The 24389-nt window shown below is 70.1% G+C and carries 18 protein-coding genes and 1 tRNA gene; 14 read left to right on the top strand and 5 right to left on the bottom strand.

The features are described 5' to 3' along the window. Window positions 1-19: 19 nt before the first annotated feature. Both aceB and aceA read right to left on the bottom strand, forming a co-directional pair. Window positions 20-1693 carry a malate synthase A gene (aceB, locus tag AC0L6F_RS14620; RefSeq protein WP_473538433.1) on the bottom strand — a complete coding sequence of 558 codons (1674 nt, stop codon included), beginning with the start codon at window positions 1691-1693 and terminating at the stop codon, window positions 20-22. 22 nt (window positions 1694-1715) lie between these two features. After that, window positions 1716-3026 carry an isocitrate lyase gene (aceA, locus tag AC0L6F_RS14625; RefSeq protein ID WP_473538434.1) on the bottom strand — a complete coding sequence of 437 codons (1311 nt, stop codon included), beginning with the start codon at window positions 3024-3026 and terminating at the stop codon, window positions 1716-1718. A 148-nt stretch (window positions 3027-3174) separates the two neighbouring features. Here aceA and AC0L6F_RS14630 point away from each other — a divergent pair, with 148 nt between their 5' ends. Beyond that, on the top strand, window positions 3175-4644 hold the full coding sequence (locus AC0L6F_RS14630) for a helix-turn-helix domain-containing protein (RefSeq protein WP_473540012.1): 1470 nt from the start codon (window positions 3175-3177) through the stop codon (window positions 4642-4644). Between the two features lie 24 nt (window positions 4645-4668). On the opposite strand, the gene AC0L6F_RS14635 is transcribed toward AC0L6F_RS14630, so the two are convergent. Further along, a complete protein-coding gene (locus AC0L6F_RS14635) occupies window positions 4669-6207 on the bottom strand; it encodes a PucR family transcriptional regulator (protein WP_473538435.1) in 1539 nt (512 codons plus the stop codon). Between the two features lie 101 nt (window positions 6208-6308). Between AC0L6F_RS14635 and gabT the strand changes: the two genes are divergently transcribed. From gabT to AC0L6F_RS14655, 4 genes are all read left to right on the top strand, one after another. Beyond that, window positions 6309-7661 (top strand): 4-aminobutyrate--2-oxoglutarate transaminase, encoded by a 1353-nt coding sequence (gabT, locus tag AC0L6F_RS14640; RefSeq protein ID WP_473538436.1) that lies wholly within the window; start codon window positions 6309-6311, stop codon window positions 7659-7661. A gap of 83 nt (window positions 7662-7744) precedes the next feature. After that, window positions 7745-9103: an NAD(P)/FAD-dependent oxidoreductase gene (locus AC0L6F_RS14645; RefSeq protein WP_274637302.1), complete on the top strand. Its 1359-nt coding sequence runs from the start codon at window positions 7745-7747 to the stop codon at window positions 9101-9103. Between the two features lie 147 nt (window positions 9104-9250). Next, window positions 9251-10717 (top strand): NAD-dependent succinate-semialdehyde dehydrogenase, encoded by a 1467-nt coding sequence (locus tag AC0L6F_RS14650; protein ID WP_274637303.1) that lies wholly within the window; start codon window positions 9251-9253, stop codon window positions 10715-10717. A 37-nt stretch (window positions 10718-10754) separates the two neighbouring features. Further along, complete coding sequence (locus tag AC0L6F_RS14655) at window positions 10755-12119, top strand: NAD-dependent succinate-semialdehyde dehydrogenase (protein ID WP_473538437.1); 1365 nt, start codon at window positions 10755-10757, stop codon at window positions 12117-12119. Window positions 12120-12195: 76 nt separating this feature from the next. Here AC0L6F_RS14655 and AC0L6F_RS14660 read toward each other — a convergent pair whose 3' ends face one another. Together AC0L6F_RS14660 and AC0L6F_RS14665 are read right to left on the bottom strand one after the other, a co-directional pair. Next, window positions 12196-13725, bottom strand: a complete 1530-nt coding sequence (locus tag AC0L6F_RS14660; RefSeq protein WP_473538438.1) for an HNH endonuclease signature motif containing protein — start codon at window positions 13723-13725, stop codon at window positions 12196-12198. Window positions 13726-14022: 297 nt separating this feature from the next. Beyond that, window positions 14023-14655, bottom strand: coding sequence for a TetR/AcrR family transcriptional regulator (locus AC0L6F_RS14665; protein WP_473538440.1), 633 nt, complete (start codon window positions 14653-14655; stop codon window positions 14023-14025). A 64-nt stretch (window positions 14656-14719) separates the two neighbouring features. Between AC0L6F_RS14665 and AC0L6F_RS14670 the strand changes: the two genes are divergently transcribed. The 9 genes from AC0L6F_RS14670 to rplK all read left to right on the top strand — a co-directional run bounded on the left by AC0L6F_RS14670 (window position 14720) and on the right by rplK (window position 24385). Beyond that, window positions 14720-15760, top strand: coding sequence for an agmatine deiminase family protein (locus AC0L6F_RS14670; RefSeq protein ID WP_473538441.1), 1041 nt, complete (start codon window positions 14720-14722; stop codon window positions 15758-15760). Window position 15761: 1 nt separating this feature from the next. Beyond that, entirely contained in the window at window positions 15762-17453 is a 1692-nt protein-coding gene (locus tag AC0L6F_RS14675; protein ID WP_473538442.1) for an amidase, read from the top strand. Between the two features lie 52 nt (window positions 17454-17505). Further along, window positions 17506-18909, top strand: a complete 1404-nt coding sequence (locus tag AC0L6F_RS14680; RefSeq protein ID WP_473538443.1) for an APC family permease — start codon at window positions 17506-17508, stop codon at window positions 18907-18909. 73 nt (window positions 18910-18982) lie between these two features. Continuing rightward, entirely contained in the window at window positions 18983-20455 is a 1473-nt protein-coding gene (locus AC0L6F_RS14685; RefSeq protein ID WP_473538444.1) for a purine-cytosine permease family protein, read from the top strand. A gap of 23 nt (window positions 20456-20478) precedes the next feature. After that, window positions 20479-22080 (top strand): amidohydrolase, encoded by a 1602-nt coding sequence (locus AC0L6F_RS14690; protein ID WP_473538445.1) that lies wholly within the window; start codon window positions 20479-20481, stop codon window positions 22078-22080. Between the two features lie 159 nt (window positions 22081-22239). Further along, window positions 22240-22312: transfer RNA gene (locus AC0L6F_RS14695), tRNA-Trp, on the top strand. Between the two features lie 46 nt (window positions 22313-22358). Further along, window positions 22359-22625 carry a preprotein translocase subunit SecE gene (gene secE / locus AC0L6F_RS14700; RefSeq protein ID WP_259613345.1) on the top strand — a complete coding sequence of 89 codons (267 nt, stop codon included), beginning with the start codon at window positions 22359-22361 and terminating at the stop codon, window positions 22623-22625. Window positions 22626-22675: 50 nt separating this feature from the next. Next, complete coding sequence (gene nusG, locus AC0L6F_RS14705; protein ID WP_473538446.1) at window positions 22676-23785, top strand: transcription termination/antitermination protein NusG; 1110 nt, start codon at window positions 22676-22678, stop codon at window positions 23783-23785. 168 nt (window positions 23786-23953) lie between these two features. Beyond that, window positions 23954-24385, top strand: a complete 432-nt coding sequence (rplK, locus tag AC0L6F_RS14710; RefSeq protein ID WP_259611439.1) for a 50S ribosomal protein L11 — start codon at window positions 23954-23956, stop codon at window positions 24383-24385. The last annotated feature ends 4 nt before the right edge of the window (window positions 24386-24389 follow it).

The following is a 24389-nucleotide window of genomic DNA, read 5'->3' on the forward strand; positions in this document are numbered from 1 at the left end:
GGCTCGCTCGGGGAGGCCCTCAGCCCTTCTCGACCAGGAACCGCGAGTATGCGCCCTGGGTCAGGAACGCCGGGAACTCCTCGTGCAGCGCGACCTCGCGGAACACCTCTGCCGCGTCGTCGAACCGATCGCCGTCGAAGCGCTCGGCCGAGGCCAGCACCTCGTCGACGAGCTCCGAGACCCATTCCCGGGTGATCGGCGTGCCCTCGGCCGTCTCACGATCCTGATGGATCCACTGCCAGATCTGCGAGCGCGAGATCTCGGCGGTCGCGGCATCCTCCATCAGGTTGTCGATGGCGACGGCGCCCTGCCCGCGCAGCCACGCCTCGATGTAGCGGATCCCGACCGACACGTTGCCTTGCACGCCCGCCTCGGTGATCGGCCGTCCGATGCGCAGATCGATCAGCTGCGCGGCCGTCACCTCGACGTCGTCGCGCTGCCGGTCGATCTGGTTCGGCCGCTCGCCCAGCACCGCGTCGAACTCGGCCTGCGCGGCCGGGATCAGATCGGGGTGGGCCACCCACGTGCCGTCGAACCCGTCTCCGGCCTCGCGGTTCTTGTCGGCGGCGACCTTCTGCAGCGCCTGCGCCGTCACCTCCGGGTCGCGCCGGTTCGGGATGAACGCGCTCATCCCGCCGATCGCGAACGCCCCCCGCCGGTGGCAGGTCTGCACCAGCAGCTCGGTGTATGCGCGCATGAACGGCACCGTCATCGTGACCTCGCTGCGGTCCGGCAGCACGAAGCGCGCCCCTCGTCCGCGGTAGTTCTTGATGATCGAGAAGATGTAGTCCCAGCGTCCCGCGTTCAGGCCCGCGCAGTGATCGCGCAGCTCGAACAGGATCTCCTCCATCTCGAACGCCGCCGGCAGCGTCTCGATCAGCACGGTGGCGCGGATCGTGCCGTGCGCGATGCCCAGACGCTGCTCGCTGAAGCGGAACACGTCGTCCCACAGCTTGGCCTCTTCGGAGCTCTCCAGCTTCGGCAGGTAGAAGTACGGGCCGGTGCCGCCCTCGATCAGAGCCTGCGCATTGTGGAAGAAGTACAGCCCGAAGTCGACGAGCGAACCGGATGCCGCCATCCGCCGGCCGGTCCGGTCGGTGAAGCGGATGTGCTCCTCGACCAGATGCCAGCCGCGGGGACGCATCACGATCGTCGGGGTGTGCTCGGCGGTCACGCGGTATTCCTTGGCGGGCGCGGTGTCGGTGGCGGGGCTGGTGAAGCGCAGGCGCCCGCGGATCGCGTCGGACAGCGACAGCTGCCCCTCGATGACGTTGCGCCAGGTGGGGCTCGTCGCGTCCTCCTGGTCGGCCAGCCACACGCGAGCGCCGGAGTTCAGCGCGTTGATGGTCATCTTCGGGTCGGTCGGCCCGGTGATCTCGACGCGGCGGTCCTCCAGGCCGGGGGCGGTTCCGGCGACGCGCCAGTCCGGGTCCTGGCGGATGTGCGCGGTGTCGTCCCGGAACTGCGGGTCGTGGCCGTTGCCGATCTCGAACCGGCGACGCAGGCGCTCGGCGAGCCGGTCGTGCCGGCGTCCGGCGAAGCGGTGGTGCAGCTCGGTGAGGAACGCGATGGCGTCCGGGGTGAGGATCTGGTCGTACCGCTCGCGCATCGGCCCGACGATCTGGATCGCCGGCTCGTGCGCGGTGGTAGGGATCGGATTCGTCGTGGGTGGGATGTCCGTGGTGGTGCTCATGATCAGTCCTTGTCGTGTGGGGTCAGTGGAACTGCGCGGCCTCGGTGGAGCCGGCGAGGGCGAGCGTGGCGCTGTCGGGGTTGAGCGCCTGCGAGACCACGTCGAAGTAGCCGGTTCCGGCCTCGCGCTGATGCTTCGTGGCGGTGTAGCCGTGGCGTTCCGCGGCGAACTCCGCCTCCTGCAGGTCGACGTACGCGCTCATGGCGCGCTCGGCGTACCCGCGGGCGAGGTCGAACATGGAGTGGTTCAGGGCGTGGAAGCCGGCCAGGGTGATGAACTGGAAGGCGTAGCCCAGTTCGGCCAGGTCGTCCTGGAAGCGTGCGATCTGCGCGTCGTCCAGGTGGCTCTTCCAGTTGAAGCTGGGCGAGCAGTTGTACGCGAGCTTCTTCCCCGGGAACTGCGCGTGCACGGCGTTCGCGAACTCGCGGGCGAGTTCGATGTCGGGTTCGCCGGTCTCCACCCACAGCAGGTCGGCGTACGGCGCGAACGCGAGGCCGCGGGAGATCACCGGCTCGACGCCCGGGCGCACCCGGTGGAAGCCCTCGGCGGTGCGCTCGCCGGTGAGGAACGCCCGGTCGCGCTCGTCGACGTCGCTCGTGATGAGGTCGGCCGCCAGGGCGTCGGTGCGCGCGATCATCACCGTCGGCACCCCGGCGACGTCGGCGGCCAGCCGCGCGGCGTTCAGGGTGCGGATGTGCTGCTGAGTGGGCACCAGGACCTTGCCGCCGAGGTGGCCGCACTTCTTCTCGCTGGCCAGCTGATCCTCCCAGTGGATGCCGGCCGCGCCGGCCTGGATCATCGCGTGCGCCAGCTCGTAGGCGTTCAGCGGCCCGCCGAACCCGGCCTCGGCGTCGGCCACGATCGGGGCCAGCCAGTCCTGCGTGATCTCGCCCTCGGCGTGCTCGAGCTGGTCCTGCCGCAGCAGCGCGTTGTTGATCCGGCGCACGACCGCCGGCACCGAGTTGGCGGGGTACAGACTCTGGTCGGGGTAGGTCTGTCCTGCCAGGTTGCCGTCGGCGGCCACCTGCCAGCCGGACAGGTAGATGGCCTTCAGCCCCGCGCGCACCTGCTGCACGGCCTGGCCGCCGGTGTAGGCGCCCAGTGCGCGGACGTAGTCCTCGGTGTGGATCAGGTTCCACAGGCTTTCGGCGCCGCGGCGGGCCAGCGTCGACTCCTCGCGGACGCTGCCGCGCAGCCGGACGACGTCCTCGGCCGTGTAGGTGCGCGCGATGCCGTCCCAGCGCGGGTCGGTGTCCCAGCTCTCCTGCAGCTGCGCCGCGGTCTGGACCTGGTCGCCCGCCCGGAGGGGGCCGGGGATGGTGGGGGAGGTCATGGCGTTCTCCTTCGTCTGGGGATTGGATGCCGTCGCCGGCGGGGCTGTGACATCCACTCTGTGTGAAGTCCACGGTCGGATGTGACGGATCGGGGTGTGAAGTTTCGCGAAAGTTCTGCTTTCGTGAGATCATCGCCGGATGACGGGGATGATCGAGCGCGAAGACGCGGTGCTGTCCGACGACGATGAAGAGGTGGACGCCCTCACGATCGGCCGGCGCATCCGGCAGCTGCGCACCGCACGCTCGATGACGCTGGACGAGCTCGCGGCGGCCGTCTCGCGTGCGCCCAGCCAGCTGTCGATGATCGAGAACGGGCGGCGCGAGCCCAAGCTCACCCTCCTGCAGACGATCGCCCGCGCTCTGGGAACGACGCTGGACGCCCTGCTCGAGTCCGAGCCGCTGGACGAGCGCGCCCAGCTCGAGGTGTCGCTGCAGCGCGCGATGGCCGGGCAGACGTTCCGCTCGCTCGGGATCTCGCCGTTCCGGATCGGGCGCACGGTGCCCGACGACGTGCTCAAGGCGCTGCTGGCGCTGCAGGGCGAGATCGACCGGCTCAAGGACGAGCGGGCCGCGACCCCCGAGGAGGCGCGACGGGCGAACGTCGCGCTGCGCCGGCTCATGCGCACGCAGGGCAACTACTTCGCCGACCTGGAGGAGACGGCCCGCGGCATCCTCAAGGCCGTCGACCACCCCGGAGGGCCGCTCACCCAGCGCACCGCATCCGACATCGCCGCGCATCTCGGCTTCACCCTGCACTACGTGCCCGACCTGCCGCAGACCACCCGCAGCGTCGCCGACCTGCGCCACGGCCGGCTCTACCTGTCGAGTCGACTGACGGCCCAGGGCGATCCGCGCACCGCCGTGCTGCAGGCGCTGTCCAGCCGGCTTCTCGGTCACTCCGAGCCGACGAGCTACGCGGAGTTCCTCCGCCAGCGCGTGGAGACGAACTACCTGACCGGGGCGCTGCTGATCCCGGAGGCGCACGTCGTTCCGTTCCTGCAGGACGCCAAGAAGGACCGGGCGATCTCGATCGAGGACCTGCGCGACGCGTACTCGGTCTCGTACGAGACGGCTGCGCACCGGTTCACGAACCTCGCCACGCGGCACCTCGACATCCCGGTGCACTTCCTGAAGGTGCACGAGTCGGGCACCATCACCAAGGCGTACGAGAACGACGACGTGAACTTCCCCGCCGACCGGCTCGGCGCCATCGAGGGGCAGATGTGCTGCCGCACCTGGACCAGCCGGGTGGTGTTCGACGTGGACGACCACTTCAACCCCTACTACCAGTACACCGACACCGGCAACGGCACCTACTGGTGCACGGCCCGGGTCGAGGCGTCCAGCGAAGGGGCGCACTCGGTCAGCGTGGGCGTGCGCTTCGACGACACGAAGTGGTTCCTGGGGCGCGACACCGTGAACCGTGCGGTGTCCAAGCACGCGACCGAGGTCTGCTGCCGCCGCGCCCCCGCGGCGCTCGAGCACGCGTGGCGCGAGAACGCGTGGCCGAACGTGAAGACCCCGCGCACCCTGCTGGCGACGCTGCCCACCGGCGCGTTCCCCGGGGTGGACACCACCGACGTGTACGAGTTCCTGCAGGCCCACGCGCCGGCCTGAGCCGGTGCGCGGCGGTCGGGTCCGCTAGTCGCCGAGCGCCTTCAGCGCCGCCCACAGCTCGGCGCGCGCGGCGAACGAGCCGAGGTCGACGCCCAGCAGCTGCTGAGCATGGGCGATCCGGGCGCGCATCGTGTGGCGATGGATGCCGAGGCCGGCGGCTGCGACATCGAAGCGCGCGTCGTGCTCGAGCCAGGCCCGCACTGTGGCGACGAGCGTCGTGCCCTCCGTCTCGTCGTGCGCGGCCAGTGGCGCGATCGCCGCCCGGGCCAACGCGCGTCCGGCGTCGGTCTCCAGCGCCGAGAGCACTCCCGCCGCGGCGACGTCGGCGAACCGCGAGAGGCGTGACGAGCCCCGGCGCAGCGCGAGCTCCGCCTCGTGCATCGCGCGGGAGAACGCCGCGTAGTCGGTCGGATCGCTCACCCCGACGCGCACGTCGAATCGCGCGGCGAACAACTCGAGGTCCTCCACGCCGGTGCCCCCGCGCACGGGGACGACGAGGACCAGTCCCTCCTCGTCCCGGCCGAAGAAGAGGCGCCCCCCGCGCTCGTGGGCATGCAGCTCGAGCCACTCCGTGACGGCATCGCGCCGGCCCGAGGCATCCGTCATCGCCACGAGCACCGGCGCAGCCGGGAGGCCGCCCCACATGTCGCGCGCCACGCGACGGGCCAGGGTCGGATCGTCCGACCGCAGCGACTGCACCATGCCCGACCGCAGCAGCGCCCGCGCCCGTGCCAGGCCCTCGTTCTGCTCGAGCGCGAGCCCCGCCATCGCGATCACCGAGGTCACGAGGCCGCGCCCCTCCTGGTCGAGCTCGCCGGCGGCGATCGCGATCACGCCGCGCAGGTGGCCGCCGCGCCCCAGCGTCTGCAGCGTGAACGGCGTCGCCCCGGTGCGCACCGCCGACCCGGCCCGCGCTCCCCGCCGCAGCACGACGGCCACCTCGTCGGCGAGCGTCGCCGCGGTGTCGGCGTCCAATGCCCCGGCCGGGTGCTCGCGCGTCAGCATTCCCGCGGCGTCGAACAGCCCCACCCAGGCGTCGAGCTGGCGGGCGAGCTCGGCGAGCGTCGCCGCGAGTCCGTCGGGTCTCAGAGCCGCCAGCGCGATCGCGCGCTGCGCGGCGAGCGCCCAGCTGCGCCGGGCGTACGCCTGGGCGGCGATCGCATCGGCGTGCGCGCGCGCCACGGCGATGAACGGCGTGCGGTAGGGCACCTCGAACAGCGGCATCCGCTGCACGCGGCACGCGTCGACCAGAAGGGGCGGGATGCCCTCCGCGACGACGTGCGTGCCGAATCCCAGTGCGCACACGCCGCGTTCGCGCAGCCGCCGCACATACGCGTCGTACACCGCCGGGTCGTCGACGCCGGCGAACTGCGAGCCCGTCGTCATGAGCGCGAGGGCGTCGGAGAGGAACGGCGTCGGATCGGCGAGGTCGGAGTTGTGCACCCAGCGCACCGGCGCGTCGAGGGCTCCGGGCTCGAGCTCGGTCTCGTCCAGTGCCAGCCGCAGGTGCAGGTCGGCGCGGGCGAGCAGCGCCCGCACCGTCGTGGCGACGGTCTCTTCCACGGGCCCTCCCGGATGTGTTTGTACGCGGTGTCGAACCGACGATAGAGAATGTACCCCACGGCGAGTGCAAGCGGCGCGTCCCCGTGCCTACCATCGCCGGTATGAGCACTGCGGCTATCACCACCACCGTCGGCGGACCCGCGCTTCCCCAGGAGCGCCGCCTCGTCACCGCCATCCCCGGTCCCCGGTCCCAGGAGCTGCTCGCGCGCAAGGCGAACGCCGTCGCCGCGGGCGTCGGCCACACCGCCCCGATCGCGGCTGTCGCCGCCGGCGGGGGAGTGATCGTCGACGCCGACGACAACTCCTTCATCGACCTCGGCTCGGGCATCGCCGTCACGACCGTCGGCAACGCGCATCCGAAGATCGTCGAGGCCGTGCAGGCGCAGGTCGCCCAGTTCACCCACACGTGCTTCATGGTCTCGCCGTACGAGTCCTACGTCGCCGTCGCCGAGGCGCTGAACCGCATCACCCCCGGTGACCACGCCAAGAAGAGCGCGCTGTTCAACTCGGGGGCCGAGGCCGTCGAGAACGCCGTGAAGATCGCCCGCAAGCACACCGGGCGACAGGCAGTGGTCGCATTCGACCACGCGTACCACGGGCGCACGAACCTCACGATGGCGCTGACGGCGAAGGCGATGCCGTACAAGAGCGGCTTCGGCCCGTTCGCCTCCGAGGTCTACCGCGCACCGATGTCGTACCCGTTCCACGACCACCTCAGCGGACCCGAAGCCGCGGAGCGCGCGATCGCGATGATCCAGAAGCAGATCGGCGCCGAGAACGTCGCCGCGGTGATCATCGAGCCGATCCAGGGCGAGGGCGGGTTCATCGTCCCCGCCGATGGGTTCCTCGAAGCGCTCGTCGACTGGTGCCGAGAGAACGGCGTGGTCTTCATCGCCGACGAGGTGCAGACCGGCTTCGCCCGCACGGGTGCCATGTTCGCGTGCGAGGCGTCGGGGATCGTTCCCGACCTCATCACCACGGCCAAGGGCATCGCGGGGGGCCTGCCGCTCGCTGCGGTGACGGGCCGCGCCGAGATCATGGACGCATCGCACGCGGGCGGCCTCGGCGGCACCTACGGCGGCAACCCCGTCGCCTGCGCCGCCGCGCTCGCCGCGATCGACGTGTTCGAGAACGACGGCCTCATCGAGCGCGCGCAGCAGCTCGGCGAGATCCTGATCGAGCGCCTGGGCGAGTTGCAGGCGGCGGACCCGCGCATCGGCGACGTCCGCGGTCGCGGTGCGATGGTCGCCGCCGAGTTCGTCGATCCCGCGACGGGGGAGCCGGATGCGGCGCTCACCGCGGCGGTCGCCGCTCACTGCATCTCCGCCGGCGTCGTCGTGCTGACCTGCGGCACGTACGGCAACGTCATCCGGTTCCTGCCGCCGCTGTCGATCGGCGACGAGCTCCTGAACGAGGGGCTCGACGTCGTCGCCGAGGCGCTCGCCACCCACTGACCCCTCGCCGCCCGGGCAGAGCCGCGCACTCGTCCGCACGCATCCGTCCGCACAGCATCCGTCCGTAGAGAAGGAATGACCGCATGACCGAGATCACCCGAGACGTCGTCGTCATCGGCGCCGGCGCCGCCGGCACGACGGCCGCCAACGAACTGCGCAAGGCCGGACTGTCGGTCGCGGTGCTCGAGGCCCGCGACCGGGTCGGCGGCCGGGTGTGGACCGACACGATCGACGGCGCGATGCTCGAGATCGGCGGCCAGTGGGTCTCGCCCGACCAGCACGCCCTGGTCGAGACGATCGACGAGCTGGGCCTGGAGACCTTCAGCCGGTACCGCGACGGCGACAGCGTCTACGTCGGCCCCGACGGCACGGCCTCACGGTTCACCGGGGAGATGTTCCCCGTCGCGCCCGAGACCGAGCGGGTGATCGCGGAGATCATCGAGCGCCTCGACGCGATGGTCGCCGAGATCGATCCGGACCGCTCGTGGGCACACCCGAAGGCCGAGGAGTGGGACAAGATCACGTGGGATGCGTGGCTGCGCGCGCAGACCGACGACGACGAGGCAGTGCGCAACCTCGCCTTCGCGACCGGCTCGGCGATGCTCACCAAGCCGACGCACGCGTTCTCGCTGCTGCAGTCGCTGCTCATGGCCGCCTCCGCCGGGTCGTATTCGCACCTCGTGGACGCCGACTTCATCCTCGACAAGCGCGTCGTCGGCGGCCTGCAGCAGGTACCGCTGCTGCTCGCCGAGCGGCTCGGCGACGACGTCTTCCTGGACGAGCCGGTGCGCTTCCTGGAGTGGACCGCGGACGGCGTGATCGCCCGCGCCGACTCGATGACGGTGCGCGCGCGGCATGCGATCCTCGCCCACGCCCCGGTGCTGTACGAGCGGATCTCGTTCGTCCCGCCGCTGCCGCGCCGCCAGCAGCAGCTGCACCAGCACCTGTCGATGGGCTTCGTGATCAAGGTGCACGCTGTCTACGACCGGCCCTTCTGGCGTGAACAGGGACTGGCGGGCACTGCGTTCAGCCCCTACGAGCTGTGCCACGAGGCCTACGACAACACGAACCACGAGGACGAGCGGGGAACTCTCGTCGCGTTCGTCTCCGACCGCAACGCCGACGATCTGTTCTCGCTGTCGGCCGAGGAGCGCCGCGAGCGGATCCTCGAATCGCTCTCGCACTACTACGGTCCCGAGGCGAAGAACCCCGTCGTGTACTACGAGAGCGACTGGGGCAGCGAGGAGTGGACCCGCGGCGCGTACGCGGCGAGCTTCGACATGGGCGGCCTCGCCCGCTACGGCGCCGACCTGCGCCAGCCCGTCGGGCCGATCCACTTCGCGTGCAGCGACATGGCCGGCACCGGATACCAGCACGTCGACGGGGCGATCCGGATGGGTCGCGCCGCTGCGGCAGCCATCGTGGAGCGGGCGCGCGGATGACCCCCCGCATCCTCGTCGGTCTCGTGGTCGTCCTGGGGTTCCGTGGTGAGACACTTGCCATGGATGCCCCACCCAGCCTTCGGCGGTCCCGTGCCGCCGCACGGTGACAACACAGCCACTGACACTCAGACAGTGAGAGGAGAGCGCATGAGCGCCGCACAGGAGACAGAGCTTCTCGACCGGGTTCCGACCGGCCTGTTCATCGCCGGCGAGTGGGTCGACGCCGAAGACGGCAAGACCTTCGACGTCAACGACCCTGCGACCGGGAAGGTCGTGCACACGATCGCCGACGGATCGCCGGCCGACGGCATCCGCGCCCTCGATGCCGCCGTCGCGGCTCAGGATGCGTGGGCCGCCACCGCTCCCCGCACGCGCAGCGACATCCTGCGCCGGGCATGGGAGCTCGTGCAGGAGCACAAGGAGGACCTTGCGCTGCTGATGACGCTCGAGATGGGCAAGCCGCTGGCGGAGTCCCGCGGCGAGGTCGCGTACGGCGGCGAGTTCCTGCGCTGGTTCAGCGAAGAGGCGGTGCGCATCAACGGCCGCTACGGGCTGAACCCCGAGGGCACCGGCCACATGGTGGTCTCACAGCGCCCGGTCGGCCCGTCGTTCTTCATCACTCCGTGGAACTTCCCGCTCGCGATGGCGACCCGCAAGATCGCGCCGGCCCTCGCGGCCGGTTGCACCGTCGTGGTCAAGCCGGCGGCGCTCACGCCGCTGTCGACGCTGTTCTTCGCGAAGCTGCTGGAGGAGGCGGGACTTCCCGCCGGTGTCGTGAACGTCGTCTCGACGACCACCTCGAGCAAGGTGTCGGGCCCGATCATCGCCGACCCGCGGCTGCGCAAGCTGTCGTTCACCGGGTCGACCGAGGTGGGGCGCAAGCTCATCGCCCAGGCGGGCGAGGGAGTGCTGCGCACCTCGATGGAGCTCGGCGGCAATGCGCCGTTCGTGGTCTTCGAGGACGCCGACCTCGACAAGGCGGTGGACGGCGCGATGATCGCGAAGTTCCGCAACATCGGCCAGGCCTGCACGGCGGCGAACCGCTTCATCGTGCACGAGTCGGTCGCGGCCGAGTTCGCCGACCGGGTCACTGAGCGGGTGAAGGCGATGAAGGTCGGGCGCGGCACCGAGGACGGCGTCACGATCGGCCCCCTCATCGACGCGGATGCCGTGGGCAAGGCGGGGTCGCTCGTGCAGGATGCGGTGGCCAAGGGGGCGACCGTTCGTGCGGGAGGCTCGGCAATCGAGTCGGACGGGACGTTCTTCGAGCCGACCGTCATCACCGACGTGCCGGGGAACGCCGACATCCTCCGTGAGGAGATCTTCGGTCCGGTGCTGGCCATCGCCCCGTTCGAAGACGAAGACGAAGCGGTGCGGCTCGCGAACGACACCGAGTTCGGCCTCGTCTCGTACGTGTTCACCGAGAACCTCGCTCGCGGCCAGCGCATGATCGACCGGATCGAGACCGGCATGATGGGGCTGAACGTGGGGGTCGTCTCCAACGCCGCGGCGCCGTTCGGCGGCGTCAAGCAGTCAGGCATGGGCCGCGAGGGCGGTCCGGAGGGCATCCACGAGTACCTGTCGACGAAGTACACCCTGATCCCCGCCGAGTGACCCGGGCGCGCCGCGCCCCAGACGGAAAGGACCCCGGATGACCGACTACGCCGTCGTCAATCCCGCAACCGGCCAGCAGCTGGCCACCTACGACACGTTCACCGATGCGCAGGTCGAGGAGGCGGTCGCGACCGCCTCCTCGACCTACCGCACGTGGTCGCGCACTCCCGTGGCTGAGCGGGCGGCCGTCGTGCGCCGCATCGCCGAGCTGCACCGCGAGCGCCGCGAGCTGCTGGGCGAGATCATCGTCCGCGAGATGGGCAAGCCGCTCACGGCCGCGCTCGGCGAGGTCGACTTCGCCGCCGACATCATCGAGTTCTATGCCGACAACGCCGAGAAGATCACCGCCGACCGGCCGATCGACATCGTCGGCGACGGGTCGGCTGTCGTGCGCCGGGCTCCGCTCGGAGTGCTTCTGGGAATCATGCCGTGGAATTTCCCGGCGTACCAGGTGGCGCGGTTCGCGGCGCCGAACCTCGTGCTGGGCAACACGATCCTGCTCAAGCACGCTCCGCAGTGCCCGGAGTCGGCCGCCGCCCTCGAGCGCATCTACGAGGACGCGGGTCTCCCGAAGGGCGGATATGTCAACCTCTACGTCACGAACGAGCAGGCGGCGACGATCATCGCCGACCCACGCGTGCAGGGCGTGTCGGTGACCGGTTCGGAGCGCGCGGGAGCTGCCGTCGCCGAGGTCGCCGGGCGCAACCTCAAGAAGGTCGCGCTGGAACTCGGCGGGTCAGACCCGTTCATCCTGCTCTCGACCAATGACATCGACAGCGTCGTGTCGGCAGCCGTGGAGGCGCGGCTCGACAACAACGGGCAGTCGTGCAACGGCGCGAAGCGGTTCATCGTCGTCGACGACCTGTACGACGAGTTCGCCGGCAAGTTCACCGCGAAGATGGCGGAGGTGACGGCATCCGACCCGATGGCGGAGGACACCGTGCTCGGACCGCTGTCGTCGGAGGCCGCCGCGGAGCGGCTGCAGGAGCAGATCGACAGGGCCGTCGCGCAGGGCGCGACGGTGCTCACGGGTGGTACGCGTGAGGGCACGTTCTTCGCGCCCACGGTGCTCGCCGACGTGACAGCCGAGATGGACGTCTACCGGGAGGAGCTGTTCGGCCCCGCCGCGGTCGTGTACCGGGTGACGGGGGAGGAGGATGCCGTGGCGCTCGCGAACGACACCTCCTTCGGCCTCGGCTCATACGTCTTCACGACCGACCCCGAGCAGGCCGAGCGGGTGGCAGATGGCATCGAGGCCGGCATGGTGTACGTGAACCTCGTGCTCGCCGACAGCCCCGAGCTTCCCTTCGGCGGCGTCAAGCGCAGCGGCACCTCGCGCGAGCTCGGTCTGCTGGCAGCGGACGAGTTCGTCAACAAGAAGCTGATCCGCACCGGCGCCTGACCGCGCCGACGCCGATGTCCCCGGGTCCAATCGGCCCGGGGACATCGTCATCTCTGCCCGGCCGTCGAGCCTTGCCTCAGAACGGTGCGGGGTCGCGTTCGAGCGCCTGGCGTAACGCGTGTCTGTGCTGCGGGTCGGGGTCGAGCAGGGCGGTCAGCTCGAACCTGACGGTGCCGGGTGGTCGGGTGATGTGGGTGCGGAGGGTGGGTGCGGTCCAGCGGAGGATGCCGCCGCCGAGTTGTTCCACGAACCAGTCCGTCTCGTGTTTCACGGTGTGGTGGCGTTCGCAGAGGTGCTCGAGGTTGCACAGGCACGTCGGTCCGCCCTCGGCGTAGGCGATGGCGTGGTCGATGTCGCACTTTTTGGCCGGGCGGCGGCAGCCGGGGAACCGGCACTGCTGGTCGCGGACTTGGAGGAACAGTTTCTGCTGGGCGCGGGGTCGGTACCGGTCGACGCTGATCGGGACCCCGCTGCACGGGTCGGTGAACACCCGGATCCAGGCCGGTGCCGCCCCCGCAAGCTGCTTCGCGGTGTCGTCGTCGATGGGCCCGAAACCTGCCACGGCGGCGCCGCCGATCGTGGTGCCAGCCAGGGTGGTCGCCGGAATCGTGACCTGCACGGTGGGAGTGATCACGCCGAGGGCGGTGCGGGCTTGGTCGGTGGCACCATGGCCGTCGGGAACACTGGTCAGCAGCAGGTCGCAGAATACGTCGGCCATGATCTGCGTCTGCGTCCGCTCATCGAGCACCGGGGCCGCAGCATCGGCGTCAGCGTGGGCGGCGTCGTGGCCCACGCTGGCGGCGTCTGAGTCACCGGTCGCCGTGGTTCGCGCAGCCGCGTCCCCGGTGGCCGTCGTGGCGCCCAGGGACGCGGCAGTCGCCTGACCCTCGGCCTTGGCCTTCGCGGATGCTGCGGCTTCGGCTTCCGCCTTCTCGGTTGCGTTCTGTTCGTACAGTTCGGCGGCCATGTCCCGGAGGCGGTTGAACACCCCGACACCTTGCGCGGTGGGCACGTCGGCGGTGACCCGGGACAGACCCGGCTCGAGTTCCCGGACGGTGACCTTGCGGCGTGTGACGGCTTCCCGGACCCGTTGTTCGGTGCCTTCCGGGTCCAGCCGCTGCACGAGCCCGTCCAGGGCGGGACGCAGCTGCCCGGGGGTCATCTCTCCGGCCATGTCCCGCGCGACCGCCTCATACTCCTGCCGCACGGTGTCGTCGTCGATGTCGGCACCCGCATCGGCGATCAGGATCGCGTGTTCGGGGGAGATCTGTCCGGTGGACGCGTCACACAGGGTCTCGTAGAACCGGTGGGTGAGGGACCAGGCCTGGGACACCTTCCGTGCCACCTGCCATTCGCTCAACCGGAGCGCGGCAGCGACCTCGGCGTACACTTCCCGCATCGCCAACTGCGACGCGCTGGTGATCGACCCGTTCTGGGCAGCGCGTTCCTTCTCCCGCCTGTCCACCACACCCACGACACGCTCGAAGAAGAACATCTCCGCCGCGAACGCCGACGCTGCGCGTTCCCGACACTGGGTGAGGTCATCGACGATCTCACCCAACTCGGTCAGCACCGCGGAGAGGCCCGCGGACGACGTGGTGGACATCGGCGGCACCTCCTTCGGTTCGGATCAGCTAAGTCCAGTGTATCGAAAGGAAGAACGAAGGGCAAGCGGAAGTGCGGCGTTTTTACGGCATTACGGGCGGCGTCGATCCGGATCGTTGCGCAGGCGGGTGTGCGATGAGGGTCGAACGCAAACCCGATGTGCGGGCCCTACCTGGATCGTTGCTGCTGGGGCGTTTCGACTCGTCGCTGCGCTCCTCGCTCAACGACCTGGACGGGGGAAGCGAGGTGCTCCTTCTTCGAGTGGAGGGCGTTCGACTCGTCTCTGCGCTGCCCGCACCTACGGCAGCCGGCCGGTCACGGCGCCGGGCTCAGCGCCGACGAGGGTCTCGCTCGCCTGTGCGAGACGGTGCACGAACTCCGCGGCGTCGGTCCCGCGGGTCAGCGCATGCGCCGAGAGCCCGTCGATCATCGCGAGCAGCTGCCAGGCCACAGCATCCGGATCGTCGGTCTGGAACTCGCCCCCGCCGCGACCTCCGCGCACGATTCCGGCGATGAACGACTGCCACCCCGCCATGTGCTCGTCGATCGCCGCGGCCAGCGCGGGATTGATCCGCCCGAGCGACCACGCGTCGACCCAGACGAGAGTGATGTCGTCGTGGTCGCGGCCCAGCACGGTGGCGAACAGCATGGCGAGCTGCGCCGCGGGAGTGGACGCCCCCTCGACTTCAGCGCGCACATCGTCGAGCTCGCCGAGGACGAGTCGCCCGAACGTCCGCGCGACGAGTTCGTCCATGCCGCCGGCGTAATGCGCGACGAGGCCCGGCGCGACGCCCGCACGATGCGCGATCGCCCGAAGGGTGAGCGCGGCCAGTCCCTCCTCCCGCGCGAGCGCGATCGCAGCGTCGTGGATCTCGGCGGAACGCTGCTGGGGACTCTTCCGAGTGCGCACGCGCGGCGGTGATGTTGACATCGTGAGTCCAGTGTAGGAACATCGAGTATTGATCAAGCGATCAATACTCGATGGAGGAGGCGACGTGGCCTGGAGGATGCCGCACGAGGCGACGCTGCACGAGCGGACGTGGATGGCGTTCCCGCGCGCCGGGATCACGCTCGGCGAGGGGGAGTCCTGGCAGGAGACCGGCTACCGCGCCTGGGCCGACGTCGCACTCGCCGTCGCCGCGTTCGAGCCCGTCACCATGGTCGTCGACCCCAGCGAGACCGCCCGCGCCCGCCGCATGCTCGGCACCGCCGTCGAGATCGTCGAGGCCCCGCTCGACGAGTTCTGGATGCGCGACTTCGGCCCCACGTTCGTCATCGACGAGCACGGCGACAGCCTCGGCGCCGTCGACTGGATCTTCAACGGCTGGGGCGCTCCGGAATGGGCGGAGTGGAGCCTTTCCGCCGACATCGCCCGCCAGGTGGCAGCGCACATCGGCTGCGAGCGGATCCCGTCGCTGCTCGTGAACGAAGGCGGCGGCATCCACGTCGACGGCGAGGGCACCGTGCTGCTGACCGAGACCGTGCAGCTCGATCCGAACCGGAACCCGTACGCCGACCGCGAGCGCGTCGAGGCAGAGATGGCGCGCACGATCGGCGCCGCCCACGCCGTCTGGCTTCCGCGCGGCCTCACCCGCGACTACGACGACTTCGGCACCCGGGGCCACGTCGACATCGTGGCGGCCTTCGCCGCTCCGGGCCGCATCCTGCTCCACGAGCAGCGCGACCCCGACCACCCCGACTTCGCCGTCACCCGCGACATCAAGCACCAGCTGAGCGAGCAGACGGATGCTGCGGGCCGGCGCTTCGAGATCATCGACGTGCCCGCGCCCGCGACGCTCCGCGACGACGAGGGCTTCGTCGACTGGAGCTACATCAACCACCTCGTCGTCAACGGCGGCATCGTCGCCTGCGGCTTCGGTGAGGAGCACGCCGACGCGCACGCCCGCGAGGTTCTCGCCGCGGCGTACCCCGGTCGCCGCGTCGTGACGGTCGACGCGCGCCCGATCTTCGCGCGCGGCGGCGGCATCCACTGCATCACCCAGCAGCAGCCCGCTCTCCCGGGATCGGAGGCCTGAGATGTACGACGTCGTCGAGGCCTCCATCGCCGACCTCCGCGCAGCGCTCGAGAGGGGACGCACGACCAGCGACGAGCTCGTGCAGGCGTACCTCGCCCGCATCGACGCCTACGATGCGCCCGGCACCACGACGGCCCTGAACGCCGTCGTCGTACGGAACCCCGACGCCCTCGCTGAAGCCGCGGCGTCGGATGCGCGGCGCGCCGCCGGTGAGACGCTCGGGCCGCTCGACGGCATCCCGTACACCGCGAAGGACAGCTACCTCGTGCGCGGGCTGACGGCGGCAGCCGGGTCCCCGGCGTTCGCCGACCTCGTCGCCCAGCGCGACGCGTTCACGATCGAGCGCCTGCGCGCGGGCGGGGCGATCTGCCTCGGCCTCACGAACATGCCGCCCATGGCGAACGGCGGGATGCAGCGGGGCGTCTACGGGCGCGCCGAGTCGCCCTACAGTGCAGACTGGCTGACGAGCGCGTTCGGCTCCGGGTCGTCGAACGGCTCGGGCACCGCCACTGCCGCGTGCTTCGCCGCCTTCGGCCTCGGCGAGGAGACCTGGTCGAGCGGGCGGGCGCCCGCATCCAGCAACGCCCTCTGCGCCTACACCCCGTCGCGCGGTGTCATCTCGGTGCGCGGGAACTGGCCGCTCGTCCCCACCATGGACGTCGTCGTGCCGCACACCCGCACGATGGACGACCTGCTCGAGGTGCTCGATGTGATCGTCGCCGACGACCCCGACCCGCGCGGAGACTTCTGGCGCGCCCAGCCGTGGGTGCCGATCCCGGATGTCTCGGCTCTGCGCCCGTCGTCCTATCGCGGACTCGCGCCCGCCGACCTCCGCGGCACGCGCCTCGGCGTTCCGCGGATGTACATCAATGCCGACCCGGAAGCCGGCACCGGCACAACGATCGGCGGCTCGACCGGGCGTCCCATCCGCACCCGCGACTCGGTGATCGGGCTGTGGGAGACGGCGCGCCGCGACCTGGAGGCCGCCGGCGCCGAGGTCGTGGAGGTCGACCTCCCCGCCGTCACGAACTACGAGGGCGACCGTTCCGGTGCGCCCACGATCGCCACCCGCGGCCTCGTGTCGCCGGAGTTCCTGCGCTCGGAGATCGTCGACCTGTCGGCCTGGGCCTGGGACGACTTCCTGAAGGCGAACGGCGACCCGCGCCTGAACCGGCTCGACGATGTCGACGGCGCGCAGATCTTCCCCCATCCGGCGGGGGCGCTGCCCGACCGGTACGACGGATTCGACGACGACATCGCCGGGTATCCGGAGCAGGTGCGGACGCATCCGTACGGCCGGCTCACCGACATCCCGCACCTCGAACAGGGAGTGCGCGGCCTGGAGCAGACCCGCCGGGTCGACCTCGAGGAATGGATGGACGCGCTCGGCCTCGATGCCGTGGTCTTCCCGGCGATGGCGGATGTCGCTCCCGCCGACATGGACGTGAACCCCGCGTCGGCCGACCTCGGCTGGCGCAACGGCGTCTGGGTCGCGAACGGCAACCTCGTGCCGCGGCACCTCGGCATCCCGACGGTGACGGTGCCGATGGGGACGATGCCCGACACCGGGATGCCGGTCGGCCTCACCTTCGTCGGCCGCGCCTACGACGACACCGCGCTGCTGGCGCTCGGCAGCGCGTTCGAGGCGACCGGGAACCGTCGCACCGAGCCGCCGCGCACGCCCCGGCTCTGACCCGATCCGCCGCGATCGGACACATCGAATCGAAATACGAGGAGGTATTTCAATGACCACACCACCCGCCACCCTGCACCGACGGCTGCGGCAGCGTCACGTCGTCTTCATCGGCCTCGCGTACATGTCGCCGTTCGCCGTGTTCGACACGTTCGGCATCGTGTCGGAGGCGACGGGCGGGCACGTCCCGATGTCGTACATCATCGTCACGATCGCCGTGCTGTTCACGGCGTTCAGCTACGCGAAGATGGTGCGCGTCTACCCGTCGGCCGGTTCCGCGTACACCTACGCGCGGCGCACGATCGGCGCCCCGGTCGGCTTCCTGGTGGGTTGGGCGGCGCTGCTCGATTACCTCTTCCTCCCGATGATCAACGCCCTGCTGGCCGACATCTACCTGTCCGCCGAGTTCCCGGGCGTCCCCGGCTGGGTGTGGATCGTCGGACTGATCGCCGTCATCTCGGTACTGAACATCGTCGGGGTGCGCATCAGCGCCGTCTCGAACATGATCATGGTCGTGTTCCAGGCGCTGCTCGCCCTCGTGTTCGTCGGGCTCACGGTGCGGGCGATCCTGTCCGACCACGCGCTCGCCTTCTCGTTCGCGCCGTTCTACTCGCTCACCGCCGACACGGCGAGCCTCGTCGGCGGTGCCTCGGTGCTCGCCCTCGCGTTCCTCGGCTTCGACGCCGTCACGACGCTGTCCGAAGAGACCGTCGAACCGCGCCGGACGGTCCCGCGCGCCATCATGTGGGTGGCGGCGACCGGCGCGGCGTTCTTCATCAGCGTCACCTACGTCATGCAGACCCTTGTCCCCGACCAGGCGGCGCTCGAGAGGATCACGCCCGACGTCGAGGGCGCGTCGCCCTACATCGCCCTGTTTATCGGCGGGATCGTCTTCCAGACGCTGTTCCTCGTGGGCGCCACGGTGTCGGTGCTGTCGTCGGGACTCGCATCGCAGCTGAGCGCGTCACGGCTGCTGTACGCGATGGGCCGCGACGGGATCATCCCGCGCCGGGTGTTCGGATACGTCCACCCGCGCCTCGGCACTCCCGTCCTGAACGTGCTCATCGTGGGCGTGATCGCGCTGACCGCGCTGATGCTCGACCTCAACGCGGCGACATCGCTGATCAACTTCGGCGCCTTCACCGCATTCGCCTTCGTCAACCTCTCGGTGATCGCCTATTGGATGCGTCATCGGCGCACCGCGGCGCTTCCCGGCTCCGCGCTCGCATGGACGGTGCTCCCGGGGATCGGCTTCCTCATCAACGTCTGGCTGTGGCTCAGTCTCGACTCGCTCGCGATGACGGTCGGGCTCATCTGGGCGGGGATCGGTGCCGTGTATCTCGTGTGGCTGACCCGCGGCTTCCGCCGCCCCACGCCCGAGGTCGCCTTCGAGGAGGCCGACGATCCACGCCCGCATTCCGACGCACCGTTGACAGCACCGGCATCCCGATATTGAAGAGAGCGTCGTATTGGCTGAGCGATCAATAATGATCACGCCACGACGACGACGTCACCCTGAGAGGCACACCATGTCCGACCTTCCCGTTTCGTCCGTCCCACTGGGGGATGTCGTCCCCGCAGCGCAGGACGAGTTCGTCGACGTCCCGACCCAGCCCGAGACCCGGGGCATCGAGCTCATCGGCGACGCCGAGCGCCACGGCCGCGCCCGGGATCTGTTCGCCGTCTGGGCGGCGCCGAGCGTCAGCATCCTGAACTTCACCGTCGGCGCGTCCATGATCGTGCTCGGCCTGCAGCTCTGGCAGGCGATCCTCGTGATCGTGCTCGGCTCGCTGCCGTGGATCCTCACCGGCATCATCGCCGTCTCGGGACCCGCCGCCGGCACGTCGGGCTCGGTCGTCATGCGGGCGATGTACGGGATCATCGGCAACAAGATCGTCGTGGCCTTCATGGGGTGGCTCGTGTCGGCGGTGTATCTCGCGCTGAACTGGCTGGCTGCCGCGTTCCTCGGCGGCGACATGCTGGCGAAGCTGGGATGGGATGCGCCGGCCGTCGCGCCGATCGTCGTCGCCGTCGTGGTCGCGGCGGTCACAGTGACGGTCGCCGTCTACGGGCACGCGCTCATCCTGCGGGTCTACTCCTGGATCGCGATCGTGCTCGTGGCGATCTTCCTGCTCGTGACGGGGTTCATCCTGCCCCGCGTCGACTGGGCGTACGCACCCGCCGAGCCGCTGCACGGCGTGCCGCTGTGGTCGGCGGCGACGATCGGCTTCGCGATCCTCGCGTCGGCGCCGCTGTCGTTCATCAACAGCCCCGACATGGCCCGGTACCTGCCGCGCTCGACGAAGCCGAGTCACATCGCGGCATCGACCGCGATCGGCGGGTTCCTGCCGAGTGTGTTCTTCACGACGGTCGGCGCCCTCATGGCGACCGCCGTGAGCGGCGACGCGCTCAGCGCGGGAGTCGAGGGAGTGATCCTCGGCATGATGCCCGTGTGGCTCGCGCCGCTGTTCGCCATCGGGGTCATCATCAACACCGTGGCGCTCAACGGGATGACGACGTACACGTCGAGCATGGCGCTGCAGGCGATCGGCGTGCCCCTGCGCCGCATCCCCGCCGCCATCGTCGTCGGCGTGATCGGCACCGCCCTGACGATCTACCTCGTGATGTCGACGACGTTCCTGGACGCCGTCAACCTCATGCTGCAGTTCCTCATCGTGGTGGCTGCCCCGGTGATGGCGATCTTCGCCGCCGACGTGCTGCTGCGACGCGGACGCTACGACGGCATGGAGCTGTTCGACGAGCGGCGCGGAGGCCGGTTCTGGTACACCGGCGGCTGGGGCCTTCCCGGAGTTCTCGCCTTCGTGCTGGGCTCGGTGGGAAGCGCCCTGTGCCTGTCGACGACGGTGTGGACCGGCCCCATCTCGGCGGCGCTGGGATACATCGACCTGTCGGTGCCGGTCGGCATGATCGTCGCCGTGCTCGTCTACGTCGGCCTGCAGCGCACCGCGCTGGGCGGAGCGGGACGGCCATGGGCGGTATGACCCGTGAGAACGAGGAGAACGAGATGACCCAGCTGTACACCGCCGGCCGGATCTTCACCGCTGACACCCGGCCGTGGGCGACGGCGATGGCCGTGCAGGGCGACAGGCTGCTGTACGTCGGCGACGACGACACCGCGCGCCGGATCGCCGGCGACGCCGAAGAGACCGATCTCGGCGGGGCGCTCGTGGTCCCCGGCTTCGTCGACGGGCATGCCCACATCGTCGAGACCGGTGCCGCTGCCGACCAGATCGACCTGTGGAGCGCCGCCGACCTCGCCGACATCCAGCACCGCCTGGCCGAGGGCGCGGCCGCGCGGCCCGATGCGGCACGCGTCCGTGCGCAGGGCTGGCAGCACGCCGCCACCGGCACCCCGCAGCGACGCATGCTCGACGAGATCGTGCCCGACCGGCCGGTGTACGTGCAGGCGCACGATCTGCACTCGATGTGGTTGAACACCGCTGCCCTTGCCGAGGTGGGCATCGACGACGACACCGAGTCGCCCGCGGGCGGCAGCATCCATCGCGACGCCGACGGACACGCGACCGGGCTCATCGACGAGACCGCGATGCAGCAGATCGTGTGGCCGGCGCTCGACCGGTTCGCCTCCGACGCCGAGGACGATGCCGCCGTGCGCGCCGCCCTGCGCGGATACGCCGCGACCGGCGTCACGGCATCGACCGACATGGCACTGAGCGAGCCGCAGCTGGCGGCGCTGAAGCGCGTGCGCGATGCCGGCGAGCTGACCGCCCGGGTCGCCGCCCACTGGCTCGTGCATCGCACCGGCGATCCCGCCGAGCACCTCGCTCAGGTGCAGCGTGCGGCGGAGCTGGCACAGGACGTGGACGACGACCGGCTCCGCGTCGTCGGCATCAAGCTCATCGCCGACGGGACCGTCGACGGATGCACGGCCGCCGTGCGCACGCCCTATGCCAACGGCGCCCTTCCCGACCCGGTGTGGTCACTCGACGAGATCACTCCCGTCGTGGTCGCCGCCGATGCCGCGGGGCTCCAGGTGGCGATCCACGCGATCGGGGATGAGGCGGTGCGCATCGCGATCACCGCCATCGAGCGCGCGGTCGCGGCGAACGGACCGCGCGCCCGCCGCCACCGCATCGAGCACCTCGAGGTCGTCGACCCGGAGGAGATCGCACGGCTCGCGGCACTCGGAATCACGGCGAGCATGCAGCCGGTGCACTCCGACCCGGCGATCCAGGACAACTGGCGCGCGATGCTCGGCGACGAGCGCGTCCAGCGCGGCTATCCGTGGCCGGAGATGACCGAGCAGGGCGCCCGGCTCGCATTCGGCACCGACTCGCCGACGTCGCCGTTCGCGCCGCTGCCGAACATGTTCATCGCGGCCACCCGCCGATCGGCGCTGAACCCGGCGCTCGAGCCGAACCTCCCGCGCTACGCGCTGCCGCTGGCGGATGCCGTCGCCCATGCCACGCGCGACGCCGCGTGGGCGAGCGGGGCGGAGGATCGGTACGGCCGTCTGGCGGCCGGGCTGTCCGCCGACTTCGTCGTGCTCGATCGCGACATCTTCCGGGTTCCGGTCGACGAACTCCTGGAAGCGGGGGTGCGGCGCACCGTCGTCGGCGGCGAGGTCGTCTACGAGGCGTCGTAGCGCTTGTCCCGCCCGGTTCGCGGCCGTCGAGGGCATGCCCTACACTGGAGAGGCAGTATTGTCTGCATTCTTTCGCTGTGCCCGCGGGCAAGGGGCACGTCTCCACGTTCATCGGTCGCAGCGCAGGAGTGGGGGCATCCCGGGGCCGTCACGGTCTCTAGGGCGGTAGCTCAATTGGCAGAGCAGCGGTCTCCAAAACCGCAGGTTGCAGGTTCGATTCCTGTCCGCCCTGCGCGTCAGCGCTTGCTGATACACACACGACGATTCAGGTGGAGTCGATGGTCCAGGACGAGCCGAACGGCGAAGTGGTCGCCGCCAGCGACCGGCCGCGCGAGAAGAAGCCGAACTTCTTCCAGCGCATCGTCATCTTCATCCGCCAGGTTTTCGCCGAGCTCCGCAAGGTCGTCACCCCGACGCGGCAGGAACTGGTCAAGTACACCCTCGTGGTGCTGGGCTTCGTCGCGGTGATGATGGCGGTCGTCTACGGATTGGACGTGCTGTTCGTCTGGGTGACGACGCAGGTGTTCGGCACCAAGGGACTGTGACACGCAGCTGACGCGACACATCGTCCCCCAACGAACGGAAGAGAAGACAAGTGCCTGAAAGAAATGCCGACGACGCCGACTGGGCGACGGCAGCCGAGCAGTCCAGCGAGGACGACGAAGCCCAGACGGGCGACGTGCTCGCGGCCGAGGAGCGCTCGGTCGAGGCTGCGGAGCACAGGGCACTGCACGTCGAGGACGAGGACGAAAACCGCGATTCCGACGACGAGACGTACGACATCGAAGACCCGGAGGCTGATGCGATCGTGAACGACGCACTGCACATCGACGAGACCGCGGAGGCCGAGGCCGCAGCGGATGTTCTCACCAACGACGCGGCGGACGAGGCGGCGGAGCGTGCGGTCGAGGCGGCCGACGAGGTCAGCCCGTACGACGGACCGGACGTGAACGGCGAAGAGGACCGGCCCGTGCTGGACGAGGACTTCGTCGAAGAGGTGGATGCTGCCGCTTCTGTGGTCGACGAGGCCGAGGCGGCCGTGGACCCCGCCGAGGCCTCGGAGTCCGACGAGGAGTCGGAGGAGGACCCGTACGAGTCCTTCCGCGCCGAGCTGCGCTCGCTGCCCGGCAAGTGGTACGTCATCCACTCGTACGCCGGCTTCGAGCGCAAGGTGAAGGCCAACATCGAGCAGCGCAAGTCGACGCTCGAGGTCGAGGAGGACATCTACCAGATCGAGGTCCCGATGGAGGACGTCGTCGAGATCAAGAACGGTCAGCGCAAGATGGTCACGCGCGTCCGGATCCCCGGCTACGTGCTCGTTCGGATGGAGCTGAACGAAGACACCTGGTCGGTCGTCCGGCACACCCCGGGCGTGACCGGCTTCGTCGGCAACGCGCACAACCCGACTCCGCTCCGCTTCGAAGAGGCCTTCAACATGCTGAAGTCCCTGGTGGAGATCAAGGAGGTCGCCACGCCCAAGGGCGGCGCGGCCAAGGGCGGTCAGACCGCGGCCCGCGTCATCCCGGCCGAGGTCGACTTCGAGGTCGGCGAGACGATCACCATCAAGGAAGGCTCGTTCGCAGGTCTGCCGGGTACGATCAGTGAGATCAAGCCCGAGAGCGGCAAGCTCACCGTGCTCGTCTCGCTGTTCGAGCGCGAGACCCCGGTCGAGCTGAGCTTCGACCAGGTCACCAAGATGTTGTAGCGGCTCGGATCAATGCGGCGCAGCCGCGTTGATCCGAGCCGGTACAAGGCTGAGCGAGCGAAGCGAGACGAAGCCTGCCTCAGCCCCCAAAGACACCGCGATCCGGAACGGCCGGACCCGCGGGAGAGCGGATGCCCCCCGGCATCCGATTCGCTGAAAGGAAAGACAATGGCACCGAAGAAGAAGGTGACCGGCCTGATCAAGCTCCAGATCAACGCCGGCGCCGCCAACCCGGCGCCGCCGATCGGGCCCGCGCTCGGTCAGCATGGCGTCAACATCATGGAGTTCTGCAAGGCGTACAACGCGGCGACCGAGTCGCAGCGCGGCAACGTCATCCCCGTGGAGATCACCGTCTACGAGGACCGCAGCTTCACGTTCATCCTGAAGACCCCGCCGGCCGCTGAGCTGATCAAGAAGGCTGCGGGCGTCGGCAAGGGCTCGGCGACGCCGCACACCGACAAGGTCGGCAAGCTCACGCGCGAGCAGGTGCGCCAGATCGCTGAGACCAAGCAGCCCGATCTGAACGCGAATGACCTCGAGGCCGCCTCGAAGATCATCGCCGGCACCGCCCGTTCCATGGGCATCACGGTCGAGGGCTGAGGGG

Source organism: Microbacterium sp. G2-16M (genome assembly GCF_055809115.1).